The sequence below is a fragment of the Reticulibacter mediterranei genome, assembly GCF_016587455.1.
The window spans coordinates 1,823,017-1,836,164 of the sequence record NZ_BNJK01000001.1; the positions used below are offsets into that span (position 1 = coordinate 1,823,017).

Annotated in this window: 9 protein-coding genes; 7 read left to right on the top strand and 2 right to left on the bottom strand. The window is 47.3% G+C overall.

What is annotated here, in order from left to right:
- The first annotated feature begins 474 nt into the window (after positions 1-474).
- Entirely contained in the window at positions 475-1,800 is a 1,326-nt protein-coding gene (locus K3T83_RS07940; protein ID WP_220202433.1) for a helix-turn-helix domain-containing protein, read from the top strand.
- A 27-nt stretch (positions 1,801-1,827) separates the two neighbouring features.
- Positions 1,828-2,862 carry an aldo/keto reductase gene (locus tag K3T83_RS07945; protein WP_220202434.1) on the top strand — a complete coding sequence of 345 codons (1,035 nt, stop codon included), beginning with the start codon at positions 1,828-1,830 and terminating at the stop codon, positions 2,860-2,862.
- Positions 2,863-2,995: 133 nt separating this feature from the next.
- Here K3T83_RS07945 and K3T83_RS07950 read toward each other — a convergent pair whose 3' ends face one another.
- Entirely contained in the window at positions 2,996-4,066 is a 1,071-nt protein-coding gene (locus tag K3T83_RS07950; RefSeq protein ID WP_220202435.1) for a hypothetical protein, read from the bottom strand.
- A 1,375-nt stretch (positions 4,067-5,441) separates the two neighbouring features.
- Between K3T83_RS07950 and K3T83_RS07955 the strand changes: the two genes are divergently transcribed.
- Entirely contained in the window at positions 5,442-7,133 is a 1,692-nt protein-coding gene (locus tag K3T83_RS07955) for a hypothetical protein (RefSeq protein WP_220202436.1), read from the top strand.
- Between the two features lie 38 nt (positions 7,134-7,171).
- On the opposite strand, the gene K3T83_RS07960 is transcribed toward K3T83_RS07955, so the two are convergent.
- Positions 7,172-7,849 carry a TRADD-N-associated membrane domain-containing protein gene (locus tag K3T83_RS07960; protein ID WP_220202437.1) on the bottom strand — a complete coding sequence of 226 codons (678 nt, stop codon included), beginning with the start codon at positions 7,847-7,849 and terminating at the stop codon, positions 7,172-7,174.
- Between the two features lie 625 nt (positions 7,850-8,474).
- Between K3T83_RS07960 and K3T83_RS07965 the strand changes: the two genes are divergently transcribed.
- The 4 genes from K3T83_RS07965 (at position 8,475) to K3T83_RS07980 (ending at position 13,119) form a co-directional block, all read left to right on the top strand.
- The gene (locus K3T83_RS07965; RefSeq protein WP_220202438.1) at positions 8,475-9,203 is read left to right on the top strand and encodes a hypothetical protein; all 729 of its coding nucleotides are present in this window, start codon (positions 8,475-8,477) and stop codon (positions 9,201-9,203) included.
- Positions 9,184-11,244: a type IV secretory system conjugative DNA transfer family protein gene (locus K3T83_RS07970; protein ID WP_220202439.1), complete on the top strand. Its 2,061-nt coding sequence runs from the start codon at positions 9,184-9,186 to the stop codon at positions 11,242-11,244. Before K3T83_RS07965 ends, K3T83_RS07970 begins: the two co-directional genes overlap by 20 nt.
- Before the next feature lie 322 nt (positions 11,245-11,566).
- Entirely contained in the window at positions 11,567-11,809 is a 243-nt protein-coding gene (locus K3T83_RS07975; protein ID WP_220202440.1) for a hypothetical protein, read from the top strand.
- Between the two features lie 167 nt (positions 11,810-11,976).
- A complete protein-coding gene (locus K3T83_RS07980) occupies positions 11,977-13,119 on the top strand; it encodes a DNA methyltransferase (protein ID WP_220202441.1) in 1,143 nt (380 codons plus the stop codon).
- Positions 13,120-13,148 lie beyond the last annotated feature (29 nt).

The window sequence follows — 13,148 nt, forward strand, 5'->3', positions numbered from 1 at the left end:
GCATTACTGACCTATTTTCCTAATCATGTGTTATACTTGAGAAAAGTCATGTTACATAGGAAACACAATTAGTTGGTGAAAACATATGACGCAGCACCTTAAAAGCAATGATCGCGTTCTACTGAAGGCTGTAGATGCTCGCAAGATTGCTGGGTTCAGTAGACAACATATGCAACGCCTCTTAAAAAGTAAAAGCATTGAAGGAGAGAAGCTGGGGCGCGATTGGTTTGTGTATGAAGATTCTCTTCGAGCTTTTCTTGACCAACCCCGCAAGCCTGGACCAAAGGGGCCGCGCAAACAATCGTCTCTACAGGATGTTCAAGGAATGTCAGATACCTCGTCAATAACTTCTTTAGAGGAAGAGTCAAACAGATAAAAGTTAATGGCTTTTAATCGGATCATACAGATCAGTCATAAATAAGTAATTTACGTATGTTGCATCATAGGCTTATAAGGCTGAAAGGATGAATAAGAATGGCCTCTCATGCATCAAAGAAGCAACCAAATGAGCGCCTAACTTATTACCGAAAATTGCAACATTGGACACAAACACAGTTAGCTGATGAACTATATAAGCTGTGCGATGAGACAGAATTAAACGATCACGGCGTTCTTGATAAGAACATGGTTTCTAAGTGGGAGCGCGGCGAGAATACCCCTGGTCATTTCTGGCAAAAGAAATTATGTACTCTCTTTAAAAAAGATGCTAAAGAATTAGGCTTCATAGATGTTCCAGGCTCTCATAGCTTAGATCTTACACTTCTACGATCTGATGCGGAACAAGATACAGAGAGCAGTACAATGGATAAAAGCAAACGGCTAACTCTGCAAGTTCTTGGTCTAACAGGCACATCTCTCATTACAGGCAATTCAGAAATCGAAAATCTTCTTGTTCGTAAAGTTGCGCGCCTTCAATCCTGGTTTATTGATAGCCTGGAGGATGGAACGCTAATACGATGGCAACTGTACTATACAGCAACTAATTCACTTACTGAAAATGGGTTACGTAGCCAGATAACAAGGCTGGAGCAGATTGCAGATGAAGGTGGCAGCGAACACGCGAGAATCTGCCGTATACTCGCGCAAAACTATCAGCTCGCTGGGAGCCTGGCCCGCGATAGATTTCAGTATAGTAAGGCTAAGGACTACTTTCATAAAGCAGAACAAGCTGCCAATGAAAGCGAATTACCAGCAGATATGTTAGCTACCGCAACAGCTCGTCGTGGGCTGGCTCTATTGCGTCAAGAGCGTGTCGAGGAAGCATTGCACATCTATCGACATGCAGTGGACGCCTCTGTACATGCCGAACCTCTTACAAGAGCTTATGTTTTCTCTGGTTTAGCGGAAGCTCTCGCTAGAAACGGGGAACAGTATCGAGATGAATGTTATCATGCTCTTGATCAGGCAGAGTTACTTCTAGACCGCGCTCACAATGTTCCTCCAGAAGAAGATTTTGCCTTTGTTCGTTTAACAATGCAATCCCTACAGGACTCTCGTGGTGAGTGTCATGTGCTGTTGGGAGAACCATATAAGGGGCTAGAATATCTTCAGAAAGCCGAGAAGCAACTTGATCATAAATTGAGCCGAAGCCACTGCCGACTGCTCATGCAACAATCAGAAGCATTTCTTGTTGCGGGTCAACCTGATGACTGCGTAGAGTTTGCCTTGAAAGGACTACAGGTAGCACGTATACTTGAAAGTGCAAGCAGCATCAATTGGTCCCGCGAAATCTATGCGAAACTGCTCAACTCTCAATGGAAGGGTGAGCCTGTTGTAGAGCATTTAGCAAGCGCTCTGTAAAGAAGACATCTAGAGAGGCACGCTAACATGTCACAATCCAAATCAACCAGGATTTCTTTAGGACAGGAAAAACTAAGCGGCAGCTGCGTAGGAATTGGTACATGGGCCATCGGAGGTGGCTGGGGATCGCAATCAGATGAAGACTCACTAAAAGCAATACATGCTGCACTCGATCTTGGATGCCAGCTTATTGACACAGCACCGCTTTATGGCAATGGACATGCAGAACGCCTTATCGCGCGCGTCTTCAAGGAGCGAGGATCACGTGTTACTACGTGTACAAAAGTGTATCCCCTTGACTACCAATGGGCACCTGCCCCTGGTACGCCTCTTCAAGACATTTATCCCCCTGAACATATTCTTGCTCAGGCAGAAGGTAGCTTACAGAGATTAGGAATTGACTGCCTTGACTGCCTCCTCTTCCAAACCTGGTGCCCTTCCTGGTCTGAGGAACGTTCATGGTCTGAAACTATGTTGCATCTGCGACAGCAAGGAAAAATACGCACATTTGGCATTTCCGTGAGCGATCACCGACCCGAAGAAGTTATCGGCATCATAGAAGCGGGATTGGTTGATATTGTCGAAGTTCCGTATAGTATTCTGGATCAACGTGCAGCTGCGCGGCTTTTCCCAGTTGCCCAACAGCACCATGTCAGCATCATTGCCCGAACCCCTTTAGCCTCTGGATCATTAGCGGGTGATTGGTACAACGGCATGAAATTTCCCCGTGATGATTGGAGGCGTCGAGTCTTTCGCAACGACCTCCTTCAACAAACGCTCCAAAGAGTCGCTAAAATACGATCACTTGTTGATCCATCATTTCCTCTTGCGCAAATAGCCTTGCGATTTTGTTTGAGTCATCCAGCTGTGACCGCTGTTATCCCTGGGGTACGGAATGTGGACCAGGTACATTGCAATTTGGCCGTCCTTGAACAAGATCCGCTCCCACACACTCTCCTCGAACAGATTGACAGCTTGTGGCATGAAGAATTTCACGAAAATGTACGAACTAGTGTTGGAGAAGAGGGAGAAGGAGAGAAGAGATTGGCCTCACACGTATAATATACACAGGGATTTCGTGTTCTGCAAAAATGTTTGATAACCTAGTGGCTCTTCGGGACATGCTTCTTTCTTAGGATTAAAAGGAGTGGGCGTTAAATCGTAGATAACAATGTAGTAGATTGCATAGGTGAAGCTACGAAGATGGATTAGGTATCACTTGCTCTTTCTCTAAATCAGCAACATCCTCTTTTTGAGCTTCGTTTTGCGAAGAGGCTTCTTTACTAGGATGGCCTGGGTTATCTGCACCTAGTACAATGTTTTTTGGTATCATAGCTTTTTGCTGCTCTATCCATGATTTGAATACTGGTAGAGCTTCAGATAATGAAGGTTTAGCAGAGTTAGATATTCCATCTAAAGTAACTAATCCTGCCTCTGCGTTCCCTCCAAAACGTCCCACAAGTGCTTTAAGAAGTCCATCAGCAAAACGATCGCTAAAACCGCTAATAAAAGCAACAAGCCAAAGTATTTCCGTTGCTCCTGCAGAAGAGAGGGTTTTAGAAACCGCAGTTGGATCTTTAACAATGGAGATTAAACCTATTAAAACAGCAAAATAGGCAATAGTTCCCATTACAATTCCTGTAAGCGGCCTCGTGAAGAGCCATCGTAGAGGATCTTGTAACTCAATGTCACCTGAACTATTAAACCTGTAAAGTATTGCAGTAAAGCTTCCTATTGTACTCCACAATAAGATAGGAAGCGGTACTTGTATGATAGGCAGCACAGTATTAACGTTTGGCCCACCAGAACTTCCCCAAAATATTAAAGCACCTAAACCAGCTAAAGCGGCAATAGAGACAACGACAGCTAGCCAGCGAGCTAATTTGCGTTGGCTTTCGATATCTTGATATTGCTTTATAGCCCCTTTGATTTGTTCAAGGCTTAATTCAGCTAGTTTAAGATCTTGCTCTGTTTGAGCTTTATAAACCGTTATTGTTTGATCTAACAGTATAGGTAGAAGCCTTAATAGATCTGGCTGGTTTGACATATATAACATGATTTTTGTCTGAACTTCATTTAAAGTCCCTAAAATTTTCTCTCGCCGCTGTTCTATAGACGAGGTCAAATCCTTTGGTGCCTCTTGATATTCCTTCCGAGCGTTGGCAAGGCTTTTTACTAGCTCACCGGCAGTTAATAGTACATCACTACCTGGAATCATTTGAATGGCTAGACGGCTGATAAGTAGCGCTATAGTTGTTGGCTCCATTGAGGTATTCCTTCTCTTTCCACAAGAACTACTTCATATCATAAATCCCAGTACCGTTAAATAGGTACACCGAGATCAGTACTGATTTATGAGTTGACATTTCTCTCTTTTGAAGTCGAGATATACGCCGAATATCATTCAATTCTGCTATTTTATAAACGTGTAAACAAGCAATTTTTGTAGATAATGTATAAAGAAAACATGACATCAAAAAGGGAAAAGACGAAAACCTCATCGTAAGACAGTAGCCAATCATTCCCTTACTCCACTATAATCGTGTGCCAAACGTCCTGCTCAATGTGAGCTGATCCACATGATAAAGTGTACTCAGTATCTAAAAATGACGAGAGAAGAGCGCTTCTATGACAAGTGCTAGCCACAAGAAAAAATAAGAGCGATAAAAACACATCCACACAACGACGATCGTCTCTTGCAGAGCTGGACACGTCAACAGATACAAGGCTTGACCTTCTATGCATTCATGCTCTCTCCGCATCGACCTTTGCGGAGCGGGGAAACGCAGAACATCCCTTGCGCAGTCTCCTACTCGGGCGGGGTTGTGTCCCTTCTGCTCATTGCCTATCCCTCGAAGCATCCTTTCTTTGTCCCGACTTCCTCCCACACGCAAGCCATTGCACTCTGTTGATCTGATCTACCCCATCGCCTGTGGCGAGGAAATCTTCTCGGTAATCTCTTCGGGTGTCGCATCAGTAGGAATGGACCCATACTGACTAAGAAGAAATCTAGGCATTGCGTTCCTGGTTCGGTTGTCAGGTATGCTACTGCTGCTATTGCTTTTGAACGCTGGCCGGGTTACTTCGCCTTCGCCAGTCAGCCTCCAACGCTCAATAGTGAGTCTCTTTGTTCAGGCGCATGACGGCTCATTCCCTATGTCTCAATAAGGCATCAGATGAACGTCGACCGCCCATGCTGGTGAGCGAGCCACATGCGGAGACCTGGTAGACATGGGCACAACAAGGAATATTCCTGACCCACACAGTTACACCAGATCCTTTGCCCTGGACCGCGCTGCATGTCTTGAGGGCAAAATAGCAGGAGAAGCGCTAACAACTCCAGTAACATTTCGACCACCGTGAAACTGATTGATTTGTTAGCGGTTTTGTTATAGTCTGTAAGTATTTATTAGTTCAGCGGAAAAGCGGGCAAAAACCCCTGTGGTCACGAGAGAGGAAATGTCATAGGATACGATCCTGAGGGTATATCACACTTCCTCTAGACTTTCTCCCTGACAGGCGGTTCTTCCATACACGTGAATACGTCTCATGTCTCCCGACAATATCAGATGACCGTGAGATGCTCGAACCTTGTTGAACCTATTACTGTCTACCCAGCATATGCTCAGCTACGAGGATCTATGAACCAGAAACACAAAAGATTTCCACTATTTACTCTTCCTGCGCCAAAGTTCTTGACCGAAGATCTCAAAAAGATCGACGATTTTGTGGTCATGGTACGAGTGACACCCAAAATTACTCTTCTCAACTATGCTCAAACCGTGCTGTATCTCCTCATCTTTCTCTCTTATTGCCTGATCTTGTTTCTTATCGTATTCCCTGTTGTGCTGAAGATACCATTTCCTGTTCTCCTAACGGTCGTCCAACGAAGTGGCTGGCTTTTCGTGGCATATGGCCTTCAAGGAGGCATGGCCACCATTCCACCTGAACATCTAAAAGACTTTTTGTATATCTGGGTTGGGATCTTCGTGCTCGCAGGCGCGGCAGTCCTTGTGGCACAAACTAGGCGTGCTATTCGGGACTTTCGTGGCTTACGGGAGATCCACCAGATGACCCCACAACAACGCTCAAACTTTGCGCTTGAGAAGTACCTGCGTGTCTCCCTGCCAACTTGGTTGTATTCTTCGGTCAACTATGAGCCAACGCCAGAGGAACTGCTTGCGGTAATTCGTGAACGGGAACAGGTTACAGAAGGCCAGACGCAGGCGATTGTCGATGCCCTGGAGAGCAATGAAGGCAGTGAAACTCAAGAGGAAGAAGAGGAACAACCATCAATCAGCACGCTCCTGTCCGTCACAGATCGCCTCACGTTCTCCGCACTTGGGCCTGAAGGCAAACAGATGACGATGGTACTCAGTGATGCGGTGGCACCATCGGTCGGCTTCTTTGCGACGTGCGAAAAAGGGACATGGACGCTCAAAGGTGATGTGGAGAAAGAGGTCTACGATCTAGGGAAAGACACTGCATTCGCCGTTCATCGCCAACGCGCCAATGACCAGATTATTGCCAGAATGCGAACTGCTGACCTGCTTCCTGCCTCAGTGAAGCCTGGAGAAGCAGGATCTGACCCTGGGACGGAACCAGTAGTTCCTTTCTCTCACGAAGACGAAAAAGGCACAGAGCAAACCCCATCTCCTCAGCAACTGATGCTCAGCGAGAAGGGATTCAATCTCTTCGAGAATCGGATAGAGGGACAAGACTCCTTCTGGCGACTCCTGAGTACCTGCAGTGTCGAGGTGTTTCCCATCATGGCAAACTTCTATAAGCAAGTGGCTCAGGCCCAAGCACTCCCGCTGGCGGATGCTCCTGTCCTGCTTACGCTAGAGCAACTACGTCAAGGATGCCATCATGTCATGAAAGAATATGGTGAAGGCTTTTTAGCTTTTCATATGAAAAAAGGCTACGTCTGGTCCTGGGCGCTTCCCTTCTATAAGCACTATCGTGAACAATGCCTCGCTATTCTAGCCTATGCCAACCAACGAGAACAGGAGTATCTCAAAACCTGTGAGACCGCCAAGGAAAAATATGAAGTCATCGAGCATATTGCCCAGCTCTATGGGTGGCAGGCATTAGTCTCCACCGGATTGGACCTCAAAGACAAAGGTGTTTACAGTGAACGCGATATGGAACGCTGCTTGGCCTACTATGGAAATGTGAAAAAAAGGTCCGCAGCACGAGCCATCTATCATCGCTATTGTGAACTACGATCACGTATCGATCCTACCTATGAACCAGGCGAAGCACTGAAAAAGCGTGCCGATGAAGTGTTAGCCTCACCTAGCAAACCCTTGCGATCTCACAAAACACGGTGAGGCGATCCATAGGCCAATTTAGTCTTTTGGCCTATGGATCATGGGGCAACGGTCGCATTGCCAGTAAGAGAGTTATGCCCATTATGAGCATACAGATGTGTCTGCTCAGTAGAGAGTATGGCCCGATGCTTGATAATTTCGCCGATCACACGCTCCTCGTTCTCTGAAACTGAAGAGCTGGCAATAATGAGCGAGAGCTGTGCACAAGTAAGGGATCTCGGGACATCCTCCAATCCTTGACAGATACTGTTCGCAAGCATGTAGTTCTGCAATCGGTCCAGGCTCTTGTGAAAGGTCTGGAGCTGATCAGATGCGCGGCGGTAGAGGTAGAAATTGATGGCTGAGAGAACTTGGACGAGCGCACCTCCCACCCCGCTGATAACCGTAGTAGCCAGGTCAGCGGAGAAGCCGACAACCATGAAGATGATAATACTGAAGAAGATCAAGATACCAATACCTGCAAAAACAAGCGCAAAGATGAAGCTGAGATTAGCCTGTCGCAAGACGCATTTGTAGTAGTCTCCAGTCAGTTCCATCTCAATCAACAATGTTTTCTTGATATCTTTGATATCTGCTTCATTGAAATCATCTCGGGCCTTCGTGCAGGCCTTGATCGTCGCTTGCAAGTTAGAGCGAACCATCCAAACACCGAGCGCCACCACAGCAATAACAACAATGAATGCTGCAAGTATCCACAACGCGGCCATCAAACTCATAGCCTTTCCTCCTGATAACGAACATATTCTATTGCAAGACCCATTAGAAAAACGAAGAAGAACGCGTATTTTTACGCAGTGACACAGGCACAGACTATTCAAGACGGCAATAAACATGATGCAATGAAAAGTCATTCTTCTTTTTCAAAAATGGCATTTTTATGCGATTTGTTACTGGTTTTGTTAGTGACTTGTCTGCTAGAGTTGCAAGGTAGGCGGTTCCGCTTTCACTCTGCATGTGGCGAGCGGGCAGACCAGAACATATGACATCAGGATACAGCTTGCCCGCTCACAATAATCAAACCTTACATATAGTTGTGGAGTCGTGGAAAAGGGCCTGGAAGAGATTGAGGTCCACATAGATTGAATAAAATGGTCCCGTTTCCTTTTCGGTACTGTATTCGATACCCTAAGCCCATTTCTTTGGCTCTATATCGGCGCTTACTGCTATTCTTTCTCTTCGGTAAACATGCCAAGTACTCAAGAAGGGCAGAAGAATTATGCCAACTCGCTTCTTACGAGATGAAAGACTGACATTACTTGGAGTGCCGGGCTGAAAGTTTCATCATAGTGTGTCGCTCTTAGAGAATATGTTTCCTCGCTCTATTATGGAGGTATCGACTCGATGTCATCTGAGATAAAAACGCCAACCCATCGACTCATGCCACGTGATCATGTATGTTTAACGTGGATCACGCTACAATATGCGATTCGCCTGGATCAGTTGCAGCGATTACTCTTCCGTCACACACCAGAAGAGGACCGCTATAAGCTCAAACCCGGCGTTGACTACCTTTCATTGGATCGAACCTATGAGATCATCAACAAATGGCTTACTCTTGGACTGATCGAGAAAGATGCTATCCTGCACCGAGATAAACTCTGGATCTGGGCCTCACGTGCTGGAATGCGGGAAATCGAGCTTTCCTTCAACTTCAGCGGGAAACCCTCCTCGATCCGATTGCCACATCTCTACTACATCAACCAGGTACGCCTAGCGATTGAAGCTAAACGGCCCAATGATCATTGGAAATCGGAGCGCCAGATCCGTAAGGACACGCCCGCTAGCGTCAAAGGGACGAGCCAACCACATACACCAGATGCACTACTGACCAACGCCATGAACGGCAAGGTGACAGCTATAGAAGTAGAGTGCCATGCGAAAACGGACGACGAACTGGCCGATGACCTGCGTGAGCTGGCCGTAACCTACCGCTCTGTCTGGTACTTCACAACCAGTAGCACTAGGCGTCAAATCAAAAACATGCTAGAGAAAGACTTCACCCCTGAGATGCGGAAGCCTTTTGTGCTTTATGACCTGGAGGACTATGGACATGAGTACAGAACATCGTAAAAATCACAACGCAGGGGGCCATGATTCATGGTGGGTAGTGCTGTGTGCATTGTTCGTCGTGGCACTGTGTCTCACTGGTCTCCCAGCACTCCTCATCGGTTTCGTGGCACAACGTACTATCTCATCGCGCCTGCACTGGCGCTTGAGCTTTTTTCTCTGGTTTCTGCTGCTCTTGCCAAGTGCTTTTCTGTTGTACCAGCACTACCAACACGGTTTACAAGGCATGCTCACAAAAGTGTTCACAGACTATATCCTGGCAGTAGAGCACCATCAAGAGGACCTGGCACATTGGCCCATAGCGTTGTTATGGGCCGAGACATGGCCGCTTTGGCTCCATACCCTGATTGGTACTCCTTTCGTAGGTTTCTGGTTCGAGATCACCTCGCACATGACGAGCAATACGACCAAGCAGCTGGTTCAGCAAGAGCACCGTCGAGAACATGCCATCGCCAGAGCGCAACAGCAGGCAAGAAAACGCACACGCCAGCCAGAACAGGTTGCTGATGTTGTGGGTGATGCAATGGTGGTTGGAATACCTATCAAAGACGTAGAACAAGGGTCAATCCCAATGAGAGATCCCTTTTGGACACGCCATAAGCGATTCACCTTTCCACTCTCAGCCCTTCGGCTTCACAGCACCATCTTGGGCACCTCTGGGAGTGGAAAAACTGAAACCGTCTTCCGCATCTGTTACGGGGCACGAAAAGCGTACAAGCTCCAGGTGATCTATCTGGACGCCAAAGGTGAAACGAAACGAGAAGAAGAACAGGCAGAGGATAATGCCGCACGATTTGTCGCCGCCATGACAGCCGCTGGCGCACACAATGTGAAAGTCTTTCCGTCGCTCCATCTCGACGGATGGAAAGGCGATGTCGTGGCCCTAAAGAACCGACTTCTTTCGGTCATCGACCTGAGTGAAAGTGCCTACTACGGCGACGTAGCCGCTAATGTAGTGGATCTGGCACTTTCTGCACCAACCACACCGCGCACGAGCCGCCATTTCCTGGCAAACTTGCAATTTGAGAGGCTCAAAGCAATCTACCAGAACGATCCACGCCAGTATCAGCGAGTCCTAAACCTAGACAAAAAACTATTGCAGCAAGTCGAGATGCGCTATCAGGTGTTCTTCCGAGCTATGCAGGGACAGCTCGATGGAACCCTGGACTATTGCAATGTCGATGCAGCGTACTTGCGTGTGCGTGGCTTCGTCCTGCGTGATGAAGCACCACGTCTGGGTAGATTTCTGGTTGCTGATTTCATGCATTATGTGGCTGAACGTCGTCATCCTGGCACAAAGACGCTGTTTGTGATCGACGAATTTGGGGCGCTGCACCTGCGAGAAGAGACCAGTCTCCTCTTTGAGCAAGCTCGCTCCTTTGGTGGGAGCCTAGTCATTGCGGCACAAGGTTACTCAGCACTTGGTCCAGAGGAATATGCCAGCCGTATTTTAGACTCCTGTAGTACTTACATTCTGCATGCCTGCACCAATCCTATGTCCATTATCGAACGGGTAGGAAAAAAGTTTCGACTGGAAACATCCTGGTCAGAGGATGAAGAAGGGTTTCCTCGCAAACATCTTCGCACCACGCGCGACTGGAAAATCCCATCCGACGCAGTGATTCAGCAGGAAACCGGACAAGCCTTCTGGAGCTATAGAGGGCATACGCAACAGGTTCAAACTATCCAAGTTCCGCTCGATACTGAACAGGTCCGTGAAGGATGGGGCGAGATTCGCCGCCAAGAAGAGTTGCAGCGCCGACGGGAACAACAGACTCAAAAGAAGAGAAACACGACGAATGCAGATAAGAAGTCGTTGAACGATGCTGCATCTAACCCCCAACAAAACACCCCATCTGGCAATACGCAAAAATCACGAAATGGGAGCAAGACTCTTCCCAACAAGAAGCAGAAGCCTGAGCAAGAGAACATCCCCACTTCTTCATTAGCTTTGCCACTGCCAAAACCAACGCTATTGACCACATCTACATCAACCATGCCACCTACGCCGGACCTGGATGACGATGAACCAGATCAGCTGTAAATTAGAAGGTTACTTGGCATTTCTAGCAAGATTTGGCAGAATCCGTAAAGCAACTCCACAAGCTAATGGGAAAGCCATTAAGGTACTTAATTCGGTATCTCCTAGTTTTCAGGACACAAAATCGATACTTATTTCTGTTCTGTGAGGTCTTGTTGTAAAAGATCTATGAGAACTATCATACAGCTATCAGATCCGTATCAGAATATTGATTTATTGTTATTTTTCTGGTACGCTATAATCGATTCAACAATATTTCCTCGTATTCGTATAATGTGCTCTGTGTCAACTATTGTTCATCAGAAGTGCAGGTCGAGGAGATGTTATGGAGCAGGAACCAAATACCTCCCCTGGTCCACCTGAATTTGTAACACTCAAGTTTGCCGAAACTGAGCTTGGCATTACTCGCGTCACGCTTCGTCGCTACCTCAAGCATCTCGGCGTTGAAACGCGATCCTTTCACATCCGAGATCGTAGCCTCTATATCTCGCGAGAAGAGCTAGAGCGAGTTAAACAACTCAAGCAAAATCCCGCGTTGCTTGAGCACTTGCGCTTCCGCCCTCCCTAAATGCAGATTGGTGTAGAGATCAATGTTTGCAACAAACACCATGCTTCTACACGCCTTTGCTTTCTTCCAGTATCGGACTTATACATTTAATCGCCTTTCAACACTTACCTGGAGGAACTATGGGGGACACTAATGCGCGACCAAGGGCAGAAGCCTTAGTCGATGCTATGCGAAATACTGCACCGACCCAGGGTCTTACCCATACGTTTTACAAATATCCTGCGCGCTTCTCGCCTGCATTTGTACGCGCCGCTATTACTGAGTTTTCTCAACCTGGAGATGTCATTCTTGATCCCTTTATGGGAAGTGGGACAAGCTTGGTAGAAGCACTCATCTCAGACCGTCATGCGATTGGATCGGATATCAATACGCTGGCTCACTTCCTTGCTCAGGTGAAAACCACTCCCCTCAGTTCTCTTGAATGTGACGAGGTTGCTCACTGGGCCGCCTCTATTGGCACGTATCTTCGGCTTTCTGGGCCACAACGATCTGTAATCCCGCCTCTTCCTCCAGCCGACGACCCTTCACAACGTGGCATTCCCAGGTCACTTCGGCAGATCATCGCCGCGATTCGTGCGGAGATAAGTCACCTCTCGACATCTGGACAACGTCAATTAGCCCGATGTGCCTTGCTGCGAACGAGTCAATCAGCACTTGATTGTACCACCACCTTTCCATCAGCACCACTATTTCGTGAGCAATTCGTCGAGACTGTCAATCTCATGCTCAAGGGGCTAGAGGAATTGCGATCGATGCTTGACACTACTTCTCACGGTGTCCGTCCGCAGATAATATGCTTGAATGTTCCGGCGCAGAATCTTCAACCGGCACTCTGGGAACTCAGTATTAAGCAAAAACCTACTCTGATTGTCACTTCCCCTCCCTATCCGAGTGTACACGTGCTGTACCACCGATGGCAAATCAAGAGCCGCAGAGAGATCACAACGCCTTACTGGATCACTGATCAACTCGATGGACACGGAGAGGCATATTACATGATGGGGAGTCGAACTCCCACAGGACTCGATAACTATTTCAGAACTATTGAAGCCTCTTTTGCCCGTTTATATCAGGTAGTTGCAGAAGAAGCGTTCGTAGTGCAATTACTGGCCTTTTCCCACATCGATACGCAGCTTCCACGCTATCTTGTTGCTATGGAACGAGCAGGTTTTGAAGAGTGTGCTCATCTGATCGAAGATGAACACACTGGACGGATATGGCGGAGAGTTCCGCTCCGCCGCTGGTATGCTACGTATCAAGGAAACACGCCTTCCTCTCACGAAGTGTTGCTACTTCATCGGCGTCGTTGAGTTGCCGAGCACGAGTAGAGGAGTCAGCC

Excerpts from the sequence above, each read along its gene's own strand:
- K3T83_RS07975 (WP_220202440.1), top strand. The coding sequence starts at position 11,567 with ATGGAGCAGGAACCAAATACCTCCCCTGGTCCACCTGAATTTGTAACA.
- K3T83_RS07965 (WP_220202438.1), top strand. The coding sequence starts at position 8,475 with ATGTCATCTGAGATAAAAACGCCAACCCATCGACTCATGCCACGTGAT.
- K3T83_RS07950 (WP_220202435.1), bottom strand. The coding sequence starts at position 4,066 with ATGGAGCCAACAACTATAGCGCTACTTATCAGCCGTCTAGCCATTCAA.
- K3T83_RS07970 (WP_220202439.1), top strand. The coding sequence starts at position 9,184 with ATGAGTACAGAACATCGTAAAAATCACAACGCAGGGGGCCATGATTCA.
- K3T83_RS07945 (WP_220202434.1), top strand. The coding sequence starts at position 1,828 with ATGTCACAATCCAAATCAACCAGGATTTCTTTAGGACAGGAAAAACTA.
- K3T83_RS07955 (WP_220202436.1), top strand. The coding sequence starts at position 5,442 with ATGAACCAGAAACACAAAAGATTTCCACTATTTACTCTTCCTGCGCCA.
- K3T83_RS07980 (WP_220202441.1), top strand. The coding sequence starts at position 11,977 with ATGCGAAATACTGCACCGACCCAGGGTCTTACCCATACGTTTTACAAA.
- K3T83_RS07960 (WP_220202437.1), bottom strand. The coding sequence starts at position 7,849 with ATGAGTTTGATGGCCGCGTTGTGGATACTTGCAGCATTCATTGTTGTT.
- K3T83_RS07940 (WP_220202433.1), top strand. The coding sequence starts at position 475 with ATGGCCTCTCATGCATCAAAGAAGCAACCAAATGAGCGCCTAACTTAT.